We start from the raw sequence: 20,022 nt of genomic DNA, 5'->3' as shown, positions 1-20,022 counted from the left end.
ATGGGAAAAATAATGTATCGGAGGATATAGATTAATGGCACAGAATGCAAAGATTACCGTTCATCCTGCCTACAAGATCGGCGAGATCTCAAACAGGCTTTTTTCGGCCTTTTTGGAGCCAATAGGCACCATGGTGAACGGAACAATGTTTAATCCCAAACATCCTACAGCGGATGAGCAGGGATTTAGAAAAGACTGGATCGAGGCACTTAAAGAAACGGGCCTTCCCGCAGTCAGAATGCCTGGAGGCAACTTCGTATCTGCCTGGGAGTGGAAGAACTCAATAGGACCTAAGTCTGAGCGCAGGGTTGTCCTTGATCCCGCCTGGCATCAGTATTACACCAATGAGGTGGGACATGATGAATACCTGCAGTGGGCACAGAAAGTCGGAACAGAGCCTCTTTATACAGTAAACATGGGAACCGGCACCATTCAGGATGCTATGGACCTGGTGGAATATACCAATCATGAGGGCGGCAGTTACTGGTCAGATCTTCGTAAGAAATACGGCCATGAGGATCCCTATAATGTTAAGATGTGGTACCTTGGAAATGAGATGGACGGCCCCTGGCAGCTGGGCTCCTGGAGTAAGAATCCCGATGGCTACGGCTACAAGGTCCTTGAGACCTCCAAGGCCATCAAATGGATTGATGAGACCATTGAGACTGCAGTATGCGGTTCCTCGGCACCCTTTATGGAGGGCTTCCCTGAATGGGATCAGAATGCCCTGGATAAGTGCTATGACGTAGTTGATTATGTGTCAGTTCATCACTATCACAGCGCACCTCCCGGAGATATCAAGGCACTTCTCGGCGGAGCACTGTACTACGAGGACTTCATCAACACTGAGGTTGCCATGATCGACTATGTGGCTTCCAAGCACAGATCTCCCAAGCAGGTCAACATCTCTTTTGACGAGTACGGCGCCATGGTAAGGCCACTGCAGCCTCTTAATCCCGGCTATGGCCGTTACAATATGGCCCGCAACCACTACCGTTTTGATCCGGAGAGAAGATATATCCGTCATGACCCCGACAATATGCCTGAGCGCAGATTCCCCGGAGGAGATATGCTCCACGCACTGTCTATGGCGTCAATTCAGCTGGCACTTCTTCGTCACGCCGACAGAGTTAAGATCGGATGTATGACAGGCGGACTGGGAGCTCTTGCTGCATCAGACCATGATCATATCTGGAAGTCAGGCTCTCACTATGTATTCATGCAGCTGCTGCAGTATGCAAAGGGTGTATCCCTTGATACCAAGGTAGAGTGCGAGACCTACGATATGCCCGGTTACGCCATTGAGGATACCTCACAGTACACAGGAAAAGAGGGTGTTAACTTCATTGATTCTGCCAGCGCCTGGGATGAAGAGAACAAGCGCCTTACGGTGTTTGTGATCAACAGAAATGAAGAGAGCGAATATCCTCTCACAATTGATCTAAAGGGCTTTGAAGGCTACAAGCCGGCAGCAGCTTATCGTATGCACACTGATGACCTGGAGCTTAACAACTCCTTCGAGAACGAGAAGCTTATCGCCCCTAAGGAGGAAGAGAACTACACTTTTGAAAACGGCGAATTCAAGCTTCATGTTAAGCCACTTTCCTGGAATGTGTATGTTTTTGAAGCTTGAGTTAGATATGATATATTGAGAATGGCGACTAATCTAAAACATGACTTTAGATTAGTCGCCATTTTTATATTGAAAAGCTTTCTGATTATGGCTAAAATAAAATTAGACTTTAGATTAGTCGGAGGTGCATATGTCATATATTGAGAGAGCAATTTCAAATGTGGTCTTAACAAGAGCCAAGACCAGCAAATGCCTTTTGCTAACAGGATCCAGGCAGGTAGGAAAGTCAACGCTTCTTAAGCATATATTTGCTGATTATAACAGGGTTACATTTGATGATAAGTTAACCCGTCTTCAGGCAAGAGAAGAACCAAGACTATTTTTCCTAAATAATCCACGACCTCTTTTCATTGATGAGGTTCAAAAGGAAAATGGAATTTTGGAAGAAATAAAGGTAATAGTCGATGAATCAGAGGACAGAGGTCAGTTTATCTTTTCCGGTTCTCAGAAGCTGGAGCTTATGAAGGGAATGAGTGAATCTATGGCAGGAAGAGTGGCGGTAATGGAACTTGGCGGACTGTCCCTGAGAGAAATAAACGGCATCGGATTCAATCAGCATTTTGCACCAACTGATAAATATCTGGCGGATCGTGAAAAAGAATTAAAGTTCTACGACAATATTTGGGAAATAATCCATAAGGGTTCTTACCCTGAACTATATGATGTAGAAAGAGACTGGCAGGACTTCTATTCTTCATATGTGGATACTTATCTGGAGAGGGATATCAATGAGCTGATTACAGCAGATAGTATTACTTTCCTGAAATTCTTGACTGCAGTGGCAGCCAGGACCGGAGAAATCCTTAATTACGCCAACATTGCCGGTGACGTGGGTGTTTCAGAGCCTACGATCAAAAGCTGGATTTCAATATTGGAGCGAACCGGTATTGTATATCTTTTGCAGCCATACAGCTCCAGTGCCCTATCCAGGGCAATTAAATCTCCAAAGATATATTTCAGAGATACAGGCCTTGCATGCTATCTGACCCGTTGGCTTACCGCAGATGCGCTGAAAAACAGTGCTGTAGCCGGAAACATGTTTGAGACTTTTGTAGTTTCAGAAATATTAAAATCTTTTTCAAATGAAGGGATTGATTATAGATTCAGTATTTTTTACTATCGCGGAAAAGATAGGTCTGCATCAGGAGAGAATGAGATAGACCTGATAATTGAAGAAAATGGGATGCTTTATCCGGTTGAAATCAAAATGACCGGTAATCCCAAGGCAAATATGGCAGGAACAAACCAGATTCTTGATAAGATTCCGGATAAGAAAAGAGGCATTGGTGTGATACTTTGCCTGATAGATAAAAAAACTTATCTCAGAGAAAACTTGTTGGCACTGCCGATAAGTTATATTTGATGGGAAGAATAAGTGAAATGTAGCAATCATAATGACCAAAGTAAGTGATTCTATCTCAAGGAGCGTGTGCCTGTCCCCATCTTACATTGGAGACATGCTTTTTTATTGTTGACTAATTCTTTCTTTCGGGTTATAGTGATTTTGTTACGGAAAACGTTTTCCGAAGGAGAGGACACTATGAATTTAAGTGCAATATACCACAGAATGTCAGAGCAGTACTGCTATAGCCTGGATGAGAACCGGCTCATCATCAATATTAAGACCGGCTATGATGTGGATCATGTCTACATCATCTACGGCGATCCTTATGATGCCGGAATAATGGGCGGAAACGAGCGCTGGAACGGCCAGAGAGCAGATATCTGCTATAAAAAGAGACTTAAGAATCATATATGGTGGACCACCACCTTAGAGCCTGAGTATAAGAGATGCAAGTACTACTTCGAGCTTCACAGCGGCGATGAATGTGTATATCTCTTTGAGGACGGCTTTTTGACGCAGGACGAGATGAATATGGAGGGCAAGACCCTTTCCTACTTCATCATGCCCTGGATGAATCCTGCAGATGTCTGCAGAACTCCCGCCTGGGTCAACGATACAGTGTGGTACCAGATTTTTCCCGAGAGATTCTGTAACGGTGACCACAGTATAGATCCTGAAAATGTGATGGAGTGGCAGACCGGCAAGGTGGATTTCCACGATTATTACGGCGGAGATATAAGGGGAATAAGGGACAAGATTCCATATCTCAAGGACCTTGGCATTACCGGAATCTATCTGAATCCTATTTTCGAGTCCAATAGTAATCACAAATACAACACCAGGAACTACAAGAAGGTGGACCCGCACTTTGGAACCAACGAGGATCTTAAACTGCTGGTTAAAGAGGCTCATGAGGCCGGAATCAGAGTTATGTTGGACGCTGTTTTCAACCACACCGGTGCAGATCACCCCATGTGGCTGGACGTTCTGGAGAAGGGACCGAAGTCCAAGTATGCGGACTGGTACATGATCAATAAGTGGCCTGTGGATCTTGAGGGGGATACCAGGGACGGAAGATATTATTCCTTTGCTTTTGCCAGATATATGCCCAAGCTCAACACCAACAATCCTGAGGTTCAGGAGTATCTTCTGGACATTATCAGGTTCTGGATCGAGAGCTTCGACATTGACGGTCTTAGATTTGATGTGGGTAATGAGGTATCCCATTCATTCCTCAAGGCTATCAGATACATGACGAGCCATATTAAGGATGATTTTTATCTGCTGGGCGAGATCTGGCACGATTCCATCAGCTGGCTTTTGGGAGATGAGTATGATTCGGTCATGAATTATCCGCTCACAACAGCCATCGCGGACTTCTGGCTCTACAAGAACCGTGGCAGAGAGACCTTTGAGTACGACATCAACAGATGCTTTACCATGTATTATTCTCAGGTCAACGACGTACTGTTTAACCTGCTGGATTCTCACGATACCAACAGGCTTCTCAACAAATGCGGAGGCAACATAGATATTTTTTACCAGCAACTTGCAGTACTGTTCACTATGCCGGGAAGTCCCTGCATTTACTACGGAACAGAGGCGGCGATGGAGGGTTCCTTCGACCCCGACTGCCGCAGATGCATGCCCTGGGACGATATAGATTCGGGCCAAAAAGATACAGAGATATCTGAGGTGAAGAAGCTCATAGCCATGAGACATTCCCTTCAGTCCTGTAAGAGCAGGAATTTCCACTTCCCCAATGATATACCCCAGGAGAGAGTGGTTTCCTACATGAAGATCGGAGAGAATGAGAGTATACAGATCTACCTTAACTGCGATGAGAAGGATGTAACTATAGATACCAAGAGCTTTTCGGAAGTTATCTATTCCAGAAAATGGACCGAGGGCGATACAGGCAGCGGAGTTCTTGCACCTGACGGAATCCTGATCCTTCGCTACTGATCTGATAAAACGAAAGCTCCCACAGAGGATTACATATCGCCAATCTGCTCTGATACTGGTAAAATAAGGAAACAGGAGGAGCTCTATTATGATAACGGGAGATATGGTAAGATTCAGAGAAATGACAGAAGCTGATAATGCCGCAGTGGCTGCGCTTGTCAGAGATAACCTGAAACAGTTTAAGCTTGATACTCCGGGAACAGTTTATTTTGACTCCGTATTGGATCATTTAAGTGATTATTATGGCAATAATGAGCGAAGGTACTATGTCATTGAGGATGCAAACGGTGAAGTTATTGGAGGAATCGGATATGACAGATTTGAGCCTATGCAAGATACAGCAGAGCTGCAAAAACTCTATCTTACAGATTCTGCAAAAGGGTCAGGGCTTGGCTACCGTATGATAGATTTCATTGAGAATAAGATGCGTGAGGCCGGCTATAAGGCTTCATATCTTGAGACCCATGATAATCTTCAGGCTGCGATCCACATCTACGAAAAGACGGGTTATAAGGAGATTGAGCGCCCCAAAGAGGTGGTGCACAGTACCATGAACAGATTCTTTCATAAGTTCATAGACAGTGAGTCATAAAGAAAAGGAGCTGTAAGATATGTGGAATATAATCATTATTCCGTTCCTGGGTACAGCGCTGGGAGCGGCCAGTGTATTTTTGTTTAAAAAAGAGATGGGGCAGAAAATGCAGCGAGCCCTGACTGGGTTTGCATCAGGAGTGATGGTGTCCGCATCTTTTTTCAGTCTCTTGCTTCCTGCACTTGATCAGACAGCAGAAATGGGAAAACTAGGGTTTATCCCTGTATCAGTCGGATTCGGGATAGGAATGCTTTTCCTTCTGGTAATGGATATGGTAACGCCTCACATGCATCTGGATAAAAACGAGGAAGGCCCAAAGAGCGGGCTTAAGAGAACAACTAAGCTTGTACTGGCTGTCACGCTCCATAATCTTCCTGAAGGAATGGCGGTAGGAATAGTATGTGCCGGCTGGCTCTACGGGAACAGCACAATCTCTTTTACAGGAGCCCTGGCTCTGGCAATAGGTATTGCAATCCAGAACTTCCCTGAAGGTGCAATTGTTTCCATGCCGCTTCTGGGTGAAGGCGTTCCTAAAGGAAAGACGTTCCTTTATGGTGTTCTGTCCGGAATTGTTGAACCTATAGGTGCACTTTTAGTCATTGCCGCATCAGGATTTTTTATTCCGCTGATGCCATATCTTTTGAGTTTTGCGGCTGGAGCCATGATATATGTCGTGGTAGAGGAACTTATCCCGGAGATGTCTGAGGGTGAGCATTCCAATATCGGAACAATTTCTTTTGCTCTGGGATTCATACTCATGATGGCTCTGGATGTAGGATTAGGGTGATAGCTTGATTTTTTTTGTATGAAGGGTTATTATACAGTAAAAGATTTTAGACAATGAAATAGCGCACAATACAAATCATGGAAATTTGGAGGTACTATCATGAAATATGCAGTCAGATATTACACAAAGACAGGAAATACCAAGAGATTGGCCGAAGCAGTTGCCAAGGAATTAGGTGTCGAGGCAATGCCAATCAGTGAAGGTGTGAACGAACCGGTAGACATACTCTTTCTTGGAAATTCTTATTATGCTTTCAATATAGATCCGGAGGTACGTGATTTTATTGGTTCATTGGACAGTAACAACGTAGGAAAAATCGTTAATTTCGGATCTGCAGCAATGCTTAATTCCACATACAAGAAGGTTAAGGCGGAAGCTGACAAGGTCGGTATTCCTATGGATGAGAGGGAATTCCACTGCAAGGGTGAGTTTAAAGGCATCCATAAAGGCAGGCCCAATGCCGATGATATGAAGGATGCTGCTGCATTTGCTAAAAAGTTTGTTGAGTAATTACAGTTTTTAGAAAAGGTATTGGAATTATGAGCAAAGATTTTAACATTCAGGAATATATGACACATGGAGTCGAAAGGGTAGTTTCAGACGCGATAAAAGCTACTCTCAAGAACCCAAAAGAGAGTGCATATATGGCTAAGTTTGCACTGGCAACTAAAGCGGCATCAAAGAAAAGAGCACGGCTGGAAGCAGAGGGTGAGCATATCCCTCCATTTCTCATTGCAAGTATAACCAGCAGCTGTAATCTTCACTGCGCAGGCTGCTATTCAAGATGCAACAATGCTACAAATGATTCTGAGCCGGTCAGACAGCTTACTGATGATGAATGGCTTAAGATCTTCAATGAGGCAGATGACCTTGGAGTAAGCTTTATACTTCTGGCAGGCGGAGAGCCGCTTCTTAGAAAAGGTGTAATAGAAGCTGCGGGCAAGAAACAGAATATTCTGTTTCCTATTTTTACCAACGGTACTCACATGACTGATAAGTATTTTGACATGTTTGATAATAACAGGAATCTTATCCCTATCATGAGCATCGAGGGTGAAAAGGAAGCGACTGACCGCCGTCGTGGTGAGGGTGTTTATGACAAACTTATCTCAAATATGGATGAGCTTAACCGCCGCGGCCTCATTTATGGCGCATCGGTGACAGTTACTACCGATAACCTTAAAGATGTATCCTCTGAGGATTTCATAGGTAAGCTCTCAGATAAGGGCTGTAAAGCAGTGATATTTGTCGAGTTTGTGCCTGTGACAGACGACTCAAAGCACCTGGCTCCCGGAGATGAGGAAAGGGAATATCTTAAAAAAGAGATAATGAGGCTCAGGCAGGAACATCAGGAGATGGTATTTGTATCTTTCCCCGGTGATGAGAAGAGCTCAGGTGGATGTATCGCAGCCGGAAGAGGGTTCTTTCACATCAATTCCCAGGGCGGAGCTGAGCCCTGCCCGTTTTCTCCATATTCAGATATAAATGTAAAGGACACATCCCTCAGGGAAGCCATGAACTCAAGATTATTCAAAGCATTGCAGAAAGAAGGCGTACTTATGGATGATCACGATGGCGGATGTGTTCTCTATGAAAAAAGGCATGAAGTAGAGGCGATTCTTGGAATATAGCCAGAATTTTTTTGCTTTAGATGTGATATGGACCAAATAATGTGAATTGCATCAAAGAATAAAGAGACTTTTGACGATAATAATTCGTGAAAGTCTCTTTTTTTGTTATACTTGAACTATGTTTGTGGAAATATCTATTAAGTATCAGAGAAACTGAAGAAATTGCGATTACAAGAGAGGAAATAAGAACAACCATGCTTGAGAATTTGATAATAAGGGCGGAGACGCCTGCAGATTATAAAAATGTAGAACTAATGGCTATGCGTAGTTTTTGGAATAAGTATTGGCCCGGATGTACCGAACATTTTCTTATTCGCATTATCAGGGAATCAGAGGATTACATTCCCGAGATCAGCCGTATAGCAGAGGTCGACGGCAAAATAGTCGGGGCTGTTTATTATACAAAGGCATGGATCGTCGATGGAGATGCCAGACATGAAATAGCTACTTTCGGTCCATTGGCTGTTGAACCGACTATGGAAGGAAATGACATTGGTGGTGCTCTTATGCGAGAGACCATAAAGCTTGCAAAGGAAGAGGGAATAAAAGCCATTGCACTAATGGGAGAGCCAAACTACTATCCGAGATTTGGGTTTAAGCGCGGCGCAGAATGCGGTATCACGGATGCACAGGGAAATACATTTGATGCCCTTATGTGCCTTCCTCTCATTGAGGACTTTTCACAGATAAAAGGCAAGCTCATAGAGAGTGCAGACTTTGAAAAACTCGAAGATGAAAAGAGGCTTGAGGAGATCAATAAGGAATTCCCTGTATATCGCAAGGTCAAAGTTCAGGAAGGCTTTATGCAGATATTTGAGCAGCATCTTGGCGTAGTAGAAGCTATAGATGGGGATAAATACATGGTTCGATACTGGGAACTCTTGATCCCTGCGACGCTTTCGGATGAATTAACTGAAGCGCCTTCTGTTGGAAGTGATGTGAAGTTTATCTGGAACCATAAAGGCGAATCAAGAATAACACAGGTGTTCAAAAACTTGCTTGAAGATTAAATCTGAAAATATTTTGTGAAAGCGGCCTGGACTGAAATCGTAGTTTGGGCTTCTTTTTTCGTCACTCGAGCACTTGTTGACATATGTCAATATCGCTGATAATATTCATTTTGACATATGTCAGAAAGGGTGGGGTATGCCTAAGTTTACAAAATGCAGAAAAATAGCGGGTCTTCCCGGGCAGTTTGGCTTTTGTCCGTCAGAGACCATCGAAGGAGAAGCCATACAGCTAACTTTTGATGAGTTTGAAACAATCCGTTTGTTGGACAAGGAGGGAATGACTCAGGAACAGTGCGCCAGAGAAATGGGAGTTGCCAGGACAACTGTAACAGCTATGTATGAGAGCGCGCGTAAAAAGATCGCTGAGATGCTGGTAGAAGGACGGAGCCTTACTATCTCGGGTGGCAATGTCAGATTTAATATTATGCAGAGTGAGAATTTTAAGAACCTTAGAGTAAAAGGAGAAAACGATATGAGAATTGCAGTAACATATGATAATGGTGAGATCTTTCAGCATTTTGGTCATACAGAGAAGTTCAAGGTTTATGACGTGGAAGATGGAAAGATTGTAAACGAAGAGATAGTAGATACAAACGGTCAGGGGCATGGTGCTCTTGCAGGATTCCTTATGGGCGGTAAGGTTGACATACTTATCTGTGGAGGAATTGGCGGTGGAGCCCAGGCAGCGCTTGGCGAAGCTGGAATAAAGCTATATGGTGGCGTATCAGGTAGTGCAGATGAGGCAGTAAAGGCATTTCTTGATGGGGCGCTGGATTATAATCCGGACGTTAAGTGCAATCATCATGGAGAAGGACATACATGTGGTAATCACCATGATGAGGATCATCATTGCGGAGGTCATTGTGGTCATTGAGCTGTTTCTGACATTCGCAAAGATAGGTTTATTTACATTTGGCGGCGGATATGCCATGATTTCGCTGATACAGGATATCTGTGTGGAAAAGAAAAAATGGATCAGCCATGATGAGATGATGGATATCACAGTCATTGCTGAATCAACACCTGGTCCGATTGCGATAAACTGTGCTACTTATGTGGGATACAAAAAGCGTGGAATGGTGGGAGCAGTCGCTGCTACAGCAGGAGTGATCCTTCCGTCCTTTATTATCATCTATCTGATTTCGCTGTTCCTTGACAGTTTTCTTGAAATAGCATGGATAGCCAGCGCATTTAAAGGAATAAAGATTGCTGTAGGCATACTGATATTGGATGCGGCGCTTAAGATGATAATAAAGATGCCAAAGAAACCATTTCAGCTGTTTGTGTTAATAACTGTTTTTCTTATTATGATGGCAGTTAATCTCTTTTCAATAAAGATATCATCAATATCTTTATTGATTGCAGCAGGACTATGCAGTCTTGTGACATTTTGGGTCAGGAATAAAATTAACGGGGAGGGACGAAGCATATGATATATTTTGATCTCTTCCTTGGATTTTTGAAAGTCGGACTGTTTTCTTTTGGCGGAGCTTATGCAGCAATACCACTTATAAGGGATGTGGTCCTGCATTATGGATGGCTTGATGATGAGAAACTTGCCTATATGATCGCTGTAAGTGAAAGCACACCCGGACCGATCATGGTCAACATGGCTACATATGTAGGCAGCATGACGGCAGGGATTCCCGGGGCTTTGATTGCAACATTTTCAGTTGTCCTTCCTGCGTTTGTGATTATCGTACTTATAATGATACTGATGAGGGGACTGCTAAATAATCCTTATGTAAAAGCAGTGCTCAGAGGACTAAAGCCATGTATCATGGGGATAATACTTGCCATGAGCATTAGCATGATCTTACAGAACACTGTCATTAAGGGAACAATACTTGACCCGGATATAAAAGCTGTCGTAGTGTGCTCTGTTTTGGCTGCTGTTTACTTTGGCTCCAGAAAAATAGTTAAATCAGGGATATCACCGATCTTGCTGATTTGCATTGCTGCAGTAATGGGGATAGTCGTGTATTAAATTCCATCTAATATTGAAGTTCCTTGATGAAGGCGTAAATAATACATCCTTTCAGCAGGGTGATCATAATACTCTCTTAGGCATGAATGGAGTCTACTCGCATATGGTTAAATTGCAGGCTTCATGACAAAACTTGCTTTATCGTGTACAAAAGAAAACTGAGAAAAATATTCATTTAGAACGATTGACGAAGGAAAGCGAACAGTGTACTCTAAAAATACATTAGCGTACACTGTTCGCTTATTCTTTGTTGCATCTAAACGGGAGAGAACATGCCAAGAGATAAGACTGCGAATCATGAGAAAATTGTAGAGGCCGCTTTTGACGAGTTTAAAAAGTATGGTTTTGAAGACGCATCTATGCGCCGCATTGCAACTGCCTGTGGTATGAGCGCATCCGGCCTTTATAAGCATTTCCCCGGGAAGGCAGAGATGTTTACTTCTCTGGTCAAGCCGGCTTTGGATGGACTCATGAATCTGTATCATCAAATTGAAGATGAATACTTTGATGATCTTTCAAAGAACAAAATAGCAGATGTAAGCGATTCAAAGGGCGAGCTGGTAAGGGCTATGGAGTTTATCTACGACCACTATGATGAGTTTGAGCTTATTATTTGCAAGTCCAAGGGCTCAATTTATGAGAACTTCAAGCATGATATAGCAAATCTTGAGGAAAAAGTGACGCTACGGTACATGGATGAGATCAGGAAAAACGGAATTCATGTGAAAGATATTAATCAAAAAGAATTCCATCTTCTGGTGACCGCGTGCATCGAAGCACTTTTTCAAACAGTGACACATGGATTCTCCAGAGAAGAAGCGGTTCACTTTGCCGGAACAGTACAGAATTTCTATGGACCGGCATGGAAGGCATTTTTTGAATTATAGGTAATAGATTCCCGTATAATGCGGGGATTTATAAAGGATATGTGTTAGTTATCGCTAACAAAGGGTAAAGTACATGTCGAAAGAAAGGGAGGGAAAGAAGAGAATATGGACAGTACTAAAAAGAGATCCACACTCAGCTGGGTGCTTGAATTTGCCGGCATGAATAAAAGCTCATACATCCTGAGTATTATATTTGCCACAATAAGCGTCCTGGCAGGCTTTGTGCCTTATTTTTACGTGGCAAAGATTGTAAGAGCACTTATTGATGGTGAGAGGGATATGAGTTTTTTCCTGACACAATGCGTTATCATTTCATGTTGCTGGCTGGTAAATAAGGCTTTTCACAGCATATCCACAACCCTGTCCCACAGGGCAACATTTGGAGTTCTTGCGGAAATCAGAAGAAGACTTACCAAAAAACTAAGTCTTATGCCGTTGGGAGATGTTTTGGAGGATTCATCCGGCTCCTACAAGAACATAATTGTTGAGCGAGTAGATTCCATAGAAACAACACTTGCACATATCATTCCTGAGATGATTTCAAATGCGGTGGTACCTATCGGCATTCTTGTGATTATGTTCACTATCAACTGGAAGCTTACGCTGCTTTCACTTATCAGTGTTCCACTGGGATTGATATTTTACAGCCTGATGATGGTGGGCTCAGAGGAGAGCTTTAACAATACCATTGTTAAGACCAAAGCCCTTAATGACACAGCTGTAGAGTATATTAATGGCATTGAGGTAATAAAGGCGTTTGGCAAGACCAAGACCTCATACGAGAAGTTTATAGTCGCTGCAAAAGAAGGAGCAGACTGTTTCATCGAATGGATGAGAAGGTGCAATTTATGGCAGAATCTTGCGCTCACTCTCTTACCTGCGCAGCTTTTAACGCTCTTGCCATTTGCAGGACTCTTTTACATGCAGGGAAAAATTGACGGTACGGATGCCATGCTTCTTATCATTCTTACGCTGGGACTGGTATCACCGTTCATGGTAGTTGCAGGACACATGGATAATCTAAAGAAAACAGGGTCCATTATTGCTGAAGCTACGTCAATTCTTGGGAAAAGAGAATTGATCCGCCCGAGAAGTATGAATAAAATGCCTGTGGATAACACTATAGAGTTTAATGACGTTCACTTTGGATACAACGAGAACGAGGTGCTCCATGGTGTTAACCTGACAATAAAAGAAGGAACTGTCAATGCACTTGTTGGGCCTTCAGGATCCGGCAAATCTACGATTGCCAAGCTTATAGCTTCTTTCTGGGATCCGGACAGTGGGGTGATCACGTATGGTGGAGTGGATATAAGGGATATTCCGCTGGCAGATTATAACAAGAATATTGCATACGTTTCACAGGACAACTATTTGTTTGATGAAACTGTCATGGAAAACATAAGAATGGGAAATCCAAATGCCAGCGATGAAGAGGTTATCAGAGCCGCAAAGGCCTGCGGATGTCATGATTTTATCATGAATCTTGAAAAGGGATATGATACAAAAACCGGTGGTGCAGGCGGACATCTTTCAGGGGGAGAAAGACAGAGAATCAGCATTGCAAGGGCGATGCTTAAGAATGCACCTGTTGTCATACTTGATGAAGCTACAGCTTATACTGATCCGGAGAATGAGGCTCTTGTTCAGAGAAGTGTTGCAAAGCTTATCGCAGGAAGAACACTTATCGTTATTGCTCACAGACTTTCTACCATAGCCTCCGCAGATCAGATTTTTGTGATAGATGACGGAAATGTAGTGGCTAAGGGAACTCAGGAGGAGCTTCTAAAAGAATCACCACTATATAGGGAAATGTGGGAAGCCCACATATCTTCCAAAGATTCGGAGGTGGCATAATGTTTCGTACTTTAAAAATGTATTTCGATTTTGCTAATAAAGTAAATAGAAAAAAGCTCCTGTCCGCTATGCTTTTAGGAGTGCTAAAGGCAATGTTTGCCATGATCAAGATTCCGGCCATAGCAACAATCATTCAGGGTATCTTGGAAGAGAATATGAGCTATACCACCATTTGGACTGCATTTGGCTTAATGTGCGTCTCTATTGCGGGGCAGGTGATTGTAGGACTAAAGACAACTATGCTTCAGACTGAGGCAGGATATAATACTTGCTCGGGAAAAAGGATTGAGATTGCAGAGCATCTTAGGTATCTTCCAATGGGCTTTTTTAACGCAAACAGTCTTGGAAGAATAACCAATATTACTACCAATACTATGGAACAACTGGCGGATGTGGCTACACTGGTGGTAATGATCACGACTCAGGGCCTGGTAACAACTGCTGTGATATTCGCGTTCCTTGCAGTATTTGATATACGTATTGCGCTTATTCTTTTAGCAGGCATACTTGTTTTCTCGTTTTTCAATACTATGATGCAGCGCGCAACACGCCCGGCTGCGCCAAGAGTAGCTAAGGCAGGGGAAACACTTGTTAGCGCAGTAATTGAGTACATACAGGGTATCGCTGAAGTAAAGAATTACAATTTGACAGAGAAGACCGCAAGAAAACTGGAGGATGCGATTAAAGAAAAACAGGCAGCGGATACTAAAATGGAATTTACGGTTATACCATACATGTTCCTTCAGGGACTTGCGACCAAGCTGACCGGAGTTTTCATGTGCATTGTTTCCGTGTATTTTTACCTCACAGGTTCAATGCCGCTTTTATATGCGATAATCATGACGATTTCATCGTTTATGATATACGAGAGCCTTGATATGATGGGAGGCTTCTCTGCACTTATGAGAAATGTAAACATCATTGTGGACAAGGCAAATGAAGTTCTTGATATTCCGCCTATGGATATTGATGGGGCGGACATTGTATCTGATTCAATGGATATTGAACTTAGAGATATCTCTTTTGCCTATGAAGATAAGAAGATAATTGATGGAGTATCAGTAAAGATTCCGGCGAATACTACTACCGCAATAGTGGGGCCGTCAGGCGGCGGCAAGACCACTCTTACCAATCTTATGGCAAGATTCTGGGATGTCGGTTCAGGCGAAGTTCTTCTTGGAGGCAGAAATGTTAAGGATTACAGCTTTGACTGCCTTATGAAGAATTTCAGTTTCGTTTTCCAGCGAGTTTACCTTTTTGAAGATACCATTGCCAACAATATAAGGTTTGGAGAGCCGGATGCTCCAATGGAGAAAGTAATTGCAGCTGCAAAAAAAGCCCGCTGTCATGACTTTATTATGAGTCTTCCGGAAGGATACGATACCATTATCGGTGAGGGAGGCGCATCTCTTTCAGGAGGTGAAAAACAGAGAATATCCATTGCCAGAGCCATCATGAAGGATGCGCCTATCATTATCCTCGATGAAGCAACTGCCAATGTCGATCCGGAGAATGAGGCAGAGCTTACCAAAGCAATTGAAGAGCTTACCAGGAACAAGACAATTATCATGATCGCACACAGACTTAAGACCGTAAGACATGCGGACCAGATATTGGTTGTTGCAGATGGTAAGATAGTACAAAAGGGCACCCATGAAGAACTGTTGAACAAGCCTGGAATATATAAGAATTTTGTTAGTGAAAGACAAGAAGCGGTATCCTGGAAAATTGCATGAAATTATGAGGGAGGGAAGCAGGTAACATGGTTTGGTATGTATTGGTAATTGAAGCGATAGTATTTGCAGTATTATTTACAACAATTCTTTTTGTGTCTTTTCATGGGGAAAAAATGTACAGTCCGGCATGTATCCATAATTACCCGCCTGATATTCAAGAAGAATACTTCAAAACACATGAAAGAGTGGATGTTTCATATAAATCAAAAAAGGTAGTACTGGCGAAGTCCTGTGGAATAATCTTGTTTACAGTTATTCTTACCATATGCGCGAAGCTTGCCGGGGCAGTTACATTTTGGCAGGGATTCGCGATCGCTTTTGGACTCATGGTATGGATTGGAGCCTATGACACACTCTTTCTGGACTGGGTGCTATTTGCAAATATGAAAATGTTCAGGCTGGAAGGAACAGAGCACATGGACAAGGCTTACCATCAGAAGTGGTTCCATTTAAAAGGGGCTATATTCCCGGGGCTGTTGTTTGCACTGATTCCTGCAGCTCTTGTAGGACTGTTCATAAGTTTGATGAGGTGAATAAGAAAAGAGGTAAAATTGACAGAAGCGGAAATGAGAGAGTTTGCGGAGGTGTTTGCGTACTATGACTATGATGATAAATTTTTGAGAAAAGTTAGCAATGACTAACAATAAGTAGTATCATGAAGTATAGTAAGTAACAGATTGGGGATGAAGAAGCAACGGAGAGCAGTCTGTATGAGCAATACTCTTAAAAAATCTTCTATATTTAAGCGTTTTTATTCGGAATTGGCTGAAAAATACGGAAAAGCTAAGGCAAAAGATATATGAACGGCTTCAGGGGAGTTGATTATAAACGGACTAAATCAGTGGCTGAAGGTGATGACTGTTGTGACTACAGGCTCACAAAGTCGTTGTAAGGGGGGAGAAAATGAAGAATCTTACATCAAGACAGAAGATCATGTTCGGGGTATATTCGATGATATTGGCGATTATAGGAGATTATCTCCTTGGCTACGGTACATTTAGTACGTCCAGTTCACCGGATGCCTATATGGGAGTTGAATGGAGCGTAGCTCCTGACTGGAGATATGCAGTATCGTCCATTCTCGGATTTGCTTGCGCAACCCTGTTTGCTGTGGCTGCTGTTGAACTTCTTAGGGTTATGGAAAAGAAATATCACCTTAATGATTCTAAGCTGTTTGGCCTTTTCAAGATTGCAAACTGGAGCGGAATACTTTATTTTGCTTTCATCCACATAGGTATATGCATGCTCCCTGTTGTGTTTAATGCAGGAATGGCTGCTACAGGCGATGTGAAAACTTCTGCTGATATGGTGTTCAGAGTATTGAAAAGTATTGCAGTTCCCATGGGCATCGGATTTGTAGTATGCGATGTTTTCGTTACAATTGCCTGGATCGGAATGGTATTTAAGAAAATGATTCCTGTGAAAAAGGCTGCATTTATTTGTTGCCCGGTGATTACCTCAATATTAGGGCAGCTCATGAATTACATTTCTGAAGGTCTAGATTCCGGTTTCGAGTCTTTTGGATGGCTGCTCATGTATCTGGTCTGTGCGTTAAGCCTGGTAGACAAGGATGAGAGGGAATGGATATAAGAAGTAACGGCAGAAACTAAAGGACATGCCCTATAGACAGAAGGTGAAGAGAATATTATAATTTTAAGTTAGCATAGGCTAACATATATAAAGGAGGAGTGGACAATGGAACTTACTTTTGGTGATGTACAGGAAACAGCGCTTATCCCGCTTGCAATAAAGGCAAGTGAGACAGCAAGGTCTAATGCCAGGATTATCGACCTTAAGGCAAAAGAGATAATTGATGCTCTTGGAGTTGATGTTAGTAAATACGATCCCTTTTTATCACATGAGGGTGTAGTGGCTAGAACAATACTATACAGAAATGAGTTGAAGCGGCTTATCAGTAAATATCCGGATGCACTCTGCATAAATCTTGGGTGTGGTTTTGATGATAAGTTCTCTCAGGTAGACAATGGCAAGATCACGTGGTTTGATGTGGATCTTCCGGATCAGATAGAGAAGAGACGTAAAGTGTACTCTGACAGGGACAGGTGCACAATGCTCGATGGGAGTGCGCTTGACGGAGAATGGACAAGGAAACTTCCTAAGCGAGACATGACCATCGTGGTTATGGAAGGAGTCCTTGAATACTTTTCCAAAGACCAGGTAAAGATATGCATCAACATGCTCTGTGACAGTTTCGAACATGGATATCTTCTTGCGGAGCTTCATTCACCGTTCCTTGAAAAGAATGGTAGCCATCACGATGCTGTGAAACATACTAATGCTTCTTTCGGATGGGGAACAAAGTCAGGCCGTGAATATCTGGATCTTGAACCAAGGATGAGCCTTGTGTCTGAAACGAGCTATAACGAAGAAATGAAGAAGTATTCATTGCGCGGAAAACTCTTTGCTATCGTTGGAAAGAACATCAACAACAGGCTTGCTGTATTTAAATGGTAAAGCATTAAGGGCGGAATGTATGGATAAGTTTAATGACATCGGAATTGATGACAAGTTAGACTGGAACAGGATAGAGAAGCTTATGCGGATAGGCATATTTGCCGCATGCATGGTGCTTGTGGGAGATGTGCTTATAGGCTATGGGATGCATGATTCTTCTAAAACAGGTATGGAATGGTTCTTGTCAGCATATTTGCAATTATCAGATACCAGAATGTTTTGGTCAGCATTTCTGGGATTTATAGGTATTCCACTTGAGGCACTTTGTTACTTTGGTGTATATAGACTGATTGTTCCTAAATCACAGAAATACGCTCATTTGTACAGGACAGGAATACTTGGTGTGTTGGCCTATGCGGGGTGTGGAGTGCACGTTCCTTGTTTATCCACATGCTTCTTTTACAAGTATATGAACGATGTTGCCCCGGAGATTGCAGTGGATGCAGCAGTGAAATTTGGTAAATACTTTCTTTTGCCGGGAATGATAGTGTTCTTTCTATTCTGGATCATCCAACATGTGGCACATATTGAAGCATTCAGAAAAGGGCTGACGCCTTATCCTAAATGGTGCTGGATATTCTGCCCTGCAGTAGGCATGGCTGCAGTAATGCTGTTGAAGTTCCTTCCTGAAACGGCAATTCGCAATGCGATTACTGCTGCTTGGATCAGTCTTGGGAATTTGTGGATGTTCGTCGGGCTTTTGATTATGGCGAAAAAAGTTAAGGTTGGTGACAGATGATTATTCTGATACAGATGGTTTTATTCTGCCTGCTTTTTACTGCGATGGTAATGTACGCGGTAAGAGGGGGCGCTATTGATGGATTGTATTTCTATCCGAAAGCAGTACAGGAAAGGGCTATAGATATAGGTCTTATAACAAAAGAAACTATGCAGAAAAAGCGCAAGGTCTTCATGACAGAGTTTTACATAGTAATGCTGACAGCGCTTATACTCATTATCGGATTATGGAACAGAGTCTCTGATTTCAAAACGGCATATTTACAGGCTCTGCTATTTCTTGAAGTAATGAATATCTATGATGGTATTGTGGTGTTTTTGTTTTGAAGGGGAAATGATATGTATATCAACGAATATGGAAATCCGGATAATCCAAAGCTCATATTGCTGGCACCGATGATGATATCCGGAGCAAATCTGCATGATCTGATGAGTCCGTATCTTAAGGGAGATTACTTTATCATCGCTCCCGATCAGGGAGGTCATGGTAAAGCCGGGGCATATATCAGCGCCGATGAAGAGTACAGGCAGCTTAAGGACTATCTTATAGAAAAAGGGTACAAGGATATCAAGCTTGTATACGGAGCTTCGCTTGGCGTAGCAGTTGCGTGGCGGCTATTCCGGGATTCCGATTTTAATTTAGAACGTGCCTGGTTTGACGGTGTTGCACTCAATAAGAGTTCCAAGATGGCAGAAGTGCTTGTGTGTAATCTGTTCAGAAAGAGAAAGAAACAGCTGGATAAGACTCATGTGGAAGCATCAAAATCCCTAGTGGATTGGTATGGCTATGACTTCGCAAAGATGATGACCAAGAATTTTGAAAGGATAACTCTGAGTGATATCGATGCAATATGCCATGCTTGTTGTACCTACGATATGAAGCCATTGTCAAAAGAGCAGCAGGCAAAACTCCATCTTGAATATGGCGAGAAGGATTTTGACCTGAAGCTTTCTATAAAATCTTTTGCCAAGTACATGCCGGATGTGAAGGTGGTTATTAGAAAAGGATACCCGCATTGTGGATACATGGCAGCACATACAAGAGAGTATGTGGAAGAGATTGAAGATTTCATAAATAGAGGAAAATGAAAAAGGGGAAAGTGTGGCAATACACACAATATCTAATCTGACATAAGAAGTTTGAAATGATTTTTCCTATACTCGATCAGCCCTTCATCTTGCATGTGTGAGAGCTCTTTTGAAGAAAGGGAAGCTCCTGCTTGATATAATGAGTTTATCACTCGTGGAGCGGATTTGTGATAGTATGAGTGTTTGCTGGAACAACTCATTTACAGAAAGACACTTGTTACAGCAATGGTTTATTGTAGGAGTGCCTGAGAAAAGAGGCATGTACACTTGGAAATAGATTGGATTACTGT

The 20,022-nt window shown here is 42.6% G+C and carries 20 protein-coding genes; all 20 read left to right on the top strand.

All coding sequences use genetic code 11. From position 1 onward, the window contains the following. The first annotated feature begins 34 nt into the window (after window positions 1-34). The 20 genes from NXH67_RS13385 to NXH67_RS13290 all read left to right on the top strand — a co-directional run bounded on the left by NXH67_RS13385 (window position 35) and on the right by NXH67_RS13290 (window position 19,732). Window positions 35-1,633 carry an alpha-L-arabinofuranosidase C-terminal domain-containing protein gene (locus NXH67_RS13385; protein WP_272797687.1) on the top strand — a complete coding sequence of 533 codons (1,599 nt, stop codon included), beginning with the start codon at window positions 35-37 and terminating at the stop codon, window positions 1,631-1,633. 130 nt (window positions 1,634-1,763) lie between these two features. Beyond that, entirely contained in the window at window positions 1,764-2,996 is a 1,233-nt protein-coding gene (locus NXH67_RS13380) for an ATP-binding protein (RefSeq protein WP_272797686.1), read from the top strand. A gap of 177 nt (window positions 2,997-3,173) precedes the next feature. Then, window positions 3,174-4,943, top strand: a complete 1,770-nt coding sequence (locus NXH67_RS13375; protein WP_272797685.1) for a glycoside hydrolase family 13 protein — start codon at window positions 3,174-3,176, stop codon at window positions 4,941-4,943. Window positions 4,944-5,031: 88 nt separating this feature from the next. After that, entirely contained in the window at window positions 5,032-5,535 is a 504-nt protein-coding gene (locus NXH67_RS13370; protein ID WP_272797684.1) for a GNAT family N-acetyltransferase, read from the top strand. 19 nt (window positions 5,536-5,554) lie between these two features. Next, entirely contained in the window at window positions 5,555-6,322 is a 768-nt protein-coding gene (locus tag NXH67_RS13365) for a ZIP family metal transporter (protein WP_022779117.1), read from the top strand. A 99-nt stretch (window positions 6,323-6,421) separates the two neighbouring features. Continuing rightward, entirely contained in the window at window positions 6,422-6,832 is a 411-nt protein-coding gene (locus NXH67_RS13360) for a flavodoxin family protein (protein WP_022779116.1), read from the top strand. 134 nt (window positions 6,833-6,966) lie between these two features. Continuing rightward, window positions 6,967-7,953 (top strand): radical SAM protein, encoded by a 987-nt coding sequence (locus tag NXH67_RS13355; protein WP_330676705.1) that lies wholly within the window; start codon window positions 6,967-6,969, stop codon window positions 7,951-7,953. Between the two features lie 194 nt (window positions 7,954-8,147). Further along, window positions 8,148-8,963, top strand: a complete 816-nt coding sequence (locus NXH67_RS13350; RefSeq protein WP_272797682.1) for a GNAT family N-acetyltransferase — start codon at window positions 8,148-8,150, stop codon at window positions 8,961-8,963. Between the two features lie 136 nt (window positions 8,964-9,099). Continuing rightward, complete coding sequence (locus NXH67_RS13345; protein ID WP_272797681.1) at window positions 9,100-9,837, top strand: NifB/NifX family molybdenum-iron cluster-binding protein; 738 nt, start codon at window positions 9,100-9,102, stop codon at window positions 9,835-9,837. Further along, window positions 9,767-10,396 (top strand): chromate transporter, encoded by a 630-nt coding sequence (locus NXH67_RS13340; protein ID WP_272797680.1) that lies wholly within the window; start codon window positions 9,767-9,769, stop codon window positions 10,394-10,396. Before NXH67_RS13345 ends, NXH67_RS13340 begins: the two co-directional genes overlap by 71 nt. Continuing rightward, a complete protein-coding gene (locus NXH67_RS13335) occupies window positions 10,393-10,950 on the top strand; it encodes a chromate transporter (protein WP_272797679.1) in 558 nt (185 codons plus the stop codon). The genes NXH67_RS13340 and NXH67_RS13335 overlap by 4 nt, the downstream gene beginning before the upstream one ends. A 272-nt stretch (window positions 10,951-11,222) precedes the next feature. Next, window positions 11,223-11,837, top strand: a complete 615-nt coding sequence (locus NXH67_RS13330; protein ID WP_272797678.1) for a TetR/AcrR family transcriptional regulator — start codon at window positions 11,223-11,225, stop codon at window positions 11,835-11,837. Between the two features lie 105 nt (window positions 11,838-11,942). After that, the gene (locus NXH67_RS13325) at window positions 11,943-13,694 is read left to right on the top strand and encodes an ABC transporter ATP-binding protein (protein WP_272797677.1); all 1,752 of its coding nucleotides are present in this window, start codon (window positions 11,943-11,945) and stop codon (window positions 13,692-13,694) included. Next, on the top strand, window positions 13,694-15,430 hold the full coding sequence (locus NXH67_RS13320) for an ABC transporter ATP-binding protein (protein WP_272797676.1): 1,737 nt from the start codon (window positions 13,694-13,696) through the stop codon (window positions 15,428-15,430). Before NXH67_RS13325 ends, NXH67_RS13320 begins: the two co-directional genes overlap by 1 nt. Before the next feature lie 26 nt (window positions 15,431-15,456). Continuing rightward, entirely contained in the window at window positions 15,457-15,963 is a 507-nt protein-coding gene (locus NXH67_RS13315; protein WP_272797675.1) for a hypothetical protein, read from the top strand. 370 nt (window positions 15,964-16,333) lie between these two features. Beyond that, entirely contained in the window at window positions 16,334-17,020 is a 687-nt protein-coding gene (locus NXH67_RS13310) for a DUF6796 family protein (RefSeq protein ID WP_026518379.1), read from the top strand. Between the two features lie 105 nt (window positions 17,021-17,125). After that, entirely contained in the window at window positions 17,126-17,905 is a 780-nt protein-coding gene (locus tag NXH67_RS13305) for a class I SAM-dependent methyltransferase (RefSeq protein WP_272797674.1), read from the top strand. 19 nt (window positions 17,906-17,924) lie between these two features. Continuing rightward, window positions 17,925-18,644 carry a DUF6796 family protein gene (locus tag NXH67_RS13300; RefSeq protein ID WP_272797673.1) on the top strand — a complete coding sequence of 240 codons (720 nt, stop codon included), beginning with the start codon at window positions 17,925-17,927 and terminating at the stop codon, window positions 18,642-18,644. Beyond that, on the top strand, window positions 18,641-18,970 hold the full coding sequence (locus NXH67_RS13295) for a hypothetical protein (RefSeq protein ID WP_022779101.1): 330 nt from the start codon (window positions 18,641-18,643) through the stop codon (window positions 18,968-18,970). The genes NXH67_RS13300 and NXH67_RS13295 overlap by 4 nt, the downstream gene beginning before the upstream one ends. 12 nt (window positions 18,971-18,982) lie before the next feature. After that, window positions 18,983-19,732, top strand: coding sequence for an alpha/beta fold hydrolase (locus NXH67_RS13290; RefSeq protein WP_272797672.1), 750 nt, complete (start codon window positions 18,983-18,985; stop codon window positions 19,730-19,732). Window positions 19,733-20,022 lie beyond the last annotated feature (290 nt).

This window comes from Butyrivibrio sp. DSM 10294 (assembly GCF_028539135.1).
Classification (GTDB): domain Bacteria; phylum Bacillota; class Clostridia; order Lachnospirales; family Lachnospiraceae; genus Butyrivibrio.
Note: the sequence above shows the minus strand (reverse complement) of the source record. Positions and strands in the feature narration are given on the sequence as shown.

What these genes read in the sequence shown, in the direction of transcription:
- NXH67_RS13385 (WP_272797687.1), top strand. Translation starts at nt 35, where the DNA reads ATGGCACAGAATGCAAAGATTACCGTTCATCCTGCCTACAAGATCGGC.
- NXH67_RS13380 (WP_272797686.1), top strand. Translation starts at nt 1,764, where the DNA reads ATGTCATATATTGAGAGAGCAATTTCAAATGTGGTCTTAACAAGAGCC.
- NXH67_RS13375 (WP_272797685.1), top strand. Translation starts at nt 3,174, where the DNA reads ATGAATTTAAGTGCAATATACCACAGAATGTCAGAGCAGTACTGCTAT.
- NXH67_RS13370 (WP_272797684.1), top strand. Translation starts at nt 5,032, where the DNA reads ATGATAACGGGAGATATGGTAAGATTCAGAGAAATGACAGAAGCTGAT.
- NXH67_RS13365 (WP_022779117.1), top strand. Translation starts at nt 5,555, where the DNA reads ATGTGGAATATAATCATTATTCCGTTCCTGGGTACAGCGCTGGGAGCG.
- NXH67_RS13360 (WP_022779116.1), top strand. Translation starts at nt 6,422, where the DNA reads ATGAAATATGCAGTCAGATATTACACAAAGACAGGAAATACCAAGAGA.
- NXH67_RS13355 (WP_330676705.1), top strand. Translation starts at nt 6,967, where the DNA reads ATGGCTAAGTTTGCACTGGCAACTAAAGCGGCATCAAAGAAAAGAGCA.
- NXH67_RS13350 (WP_272797682.1), top strand. Translation starts at nt 8,148, where the DNA reads ATGCTTGAGAATTTGATAATAAGGGCGGAGACGCCTGCAGATTATAAA.
- NXH67_RS13345 (WP_272797681.1), top strand. Translation starts at nt 9,100, where the DNA reads ATGCCTAAGTTTACAAAATGCAGAAAAATAGCGGGTCTTCCCGGGCAG.
- NXH67_RS13340 (WP_272797680.1), top strand. Translation starts at nt 9,767, where the DNA reads ATGGAGAAGGACATACATGTGGTAATCACCATGATGAGGATCATCATT.
- NXH67_RS13335 (WP_272797679.1), top strand. Translation starts at nt 10,393, where the DNA reads ATGATATATTTTGATCTCTTCCTTGGATTTTTGAAAGTCGGACTGTTT.
- NXH67_RS13330 (WP_272797678.1), top strand. Translation starts at nt 11,223, where the DNA reads ATGCCAAGAGATAAGACTGCGAATCATGAGAAAATTGTAGAGGCCGCT.
- NXH67_RS13325 (WP_272797677.1), top strand. Translation starts at nt 11,943, where the DNA reads ATGGACAGTACTAAAAAGAGATCCACACTCAGCTGGGTGCTTGAATTT.
- NXH67_RS13320 (WP_272797676.1), top strand. Translation starts at nt 13,694, where the DNA reads ATGTTTCGTACTTTAAAAATGTATTTCGATTTTGCTAATAAAGTAAAT.
- NXH67_RS13315 (WP_272797675.1), top strand. Translation starts at nt 15,457, where the DNA reads ATGGTTTGGTATGTATTGGTAATTGAAGCGATAGTATTTGCAGTATTA.
- NXH67_RS13310 (WP_026518379.1), top strand. Translation starts at nt 16,334, where the DNA reads ATGAAGAATCTTACATCAAGACAGAAGATCATGTTCGGGGTATATTCG.
- NXH67_RS13305 (WP_272797674.1), top strand. Translation starts at nt 17,126, where the DNA reads ATGGAACTTACTTTTGGTGATGTACAGGAAACAGCGCTTATCCCGCTT.
- NXH67_RS13300 (WP_272797673.1), top strand. Translation starts at nt 17,925, where the DNA reads ATGGATAAGTTTAATGACATCGGAATTGATGACAAGTTAGACTGGAAC.
- NXH67_RS13295 (WP_022779101.1), top strand. Translation starts at nt 18,641, where the DNA reads ATGATTATTCTGATACAGATGGTTTTATTCTGCCTGCTTTTTACTGCG.
- NXH67_RS13290 (WP_272797672.1), top strand. Translation starts at nt 18,983, where the DNA reads ATGTATATCAACGAATATGGAAATCCGGATAATCCAAAGCTCATATTG.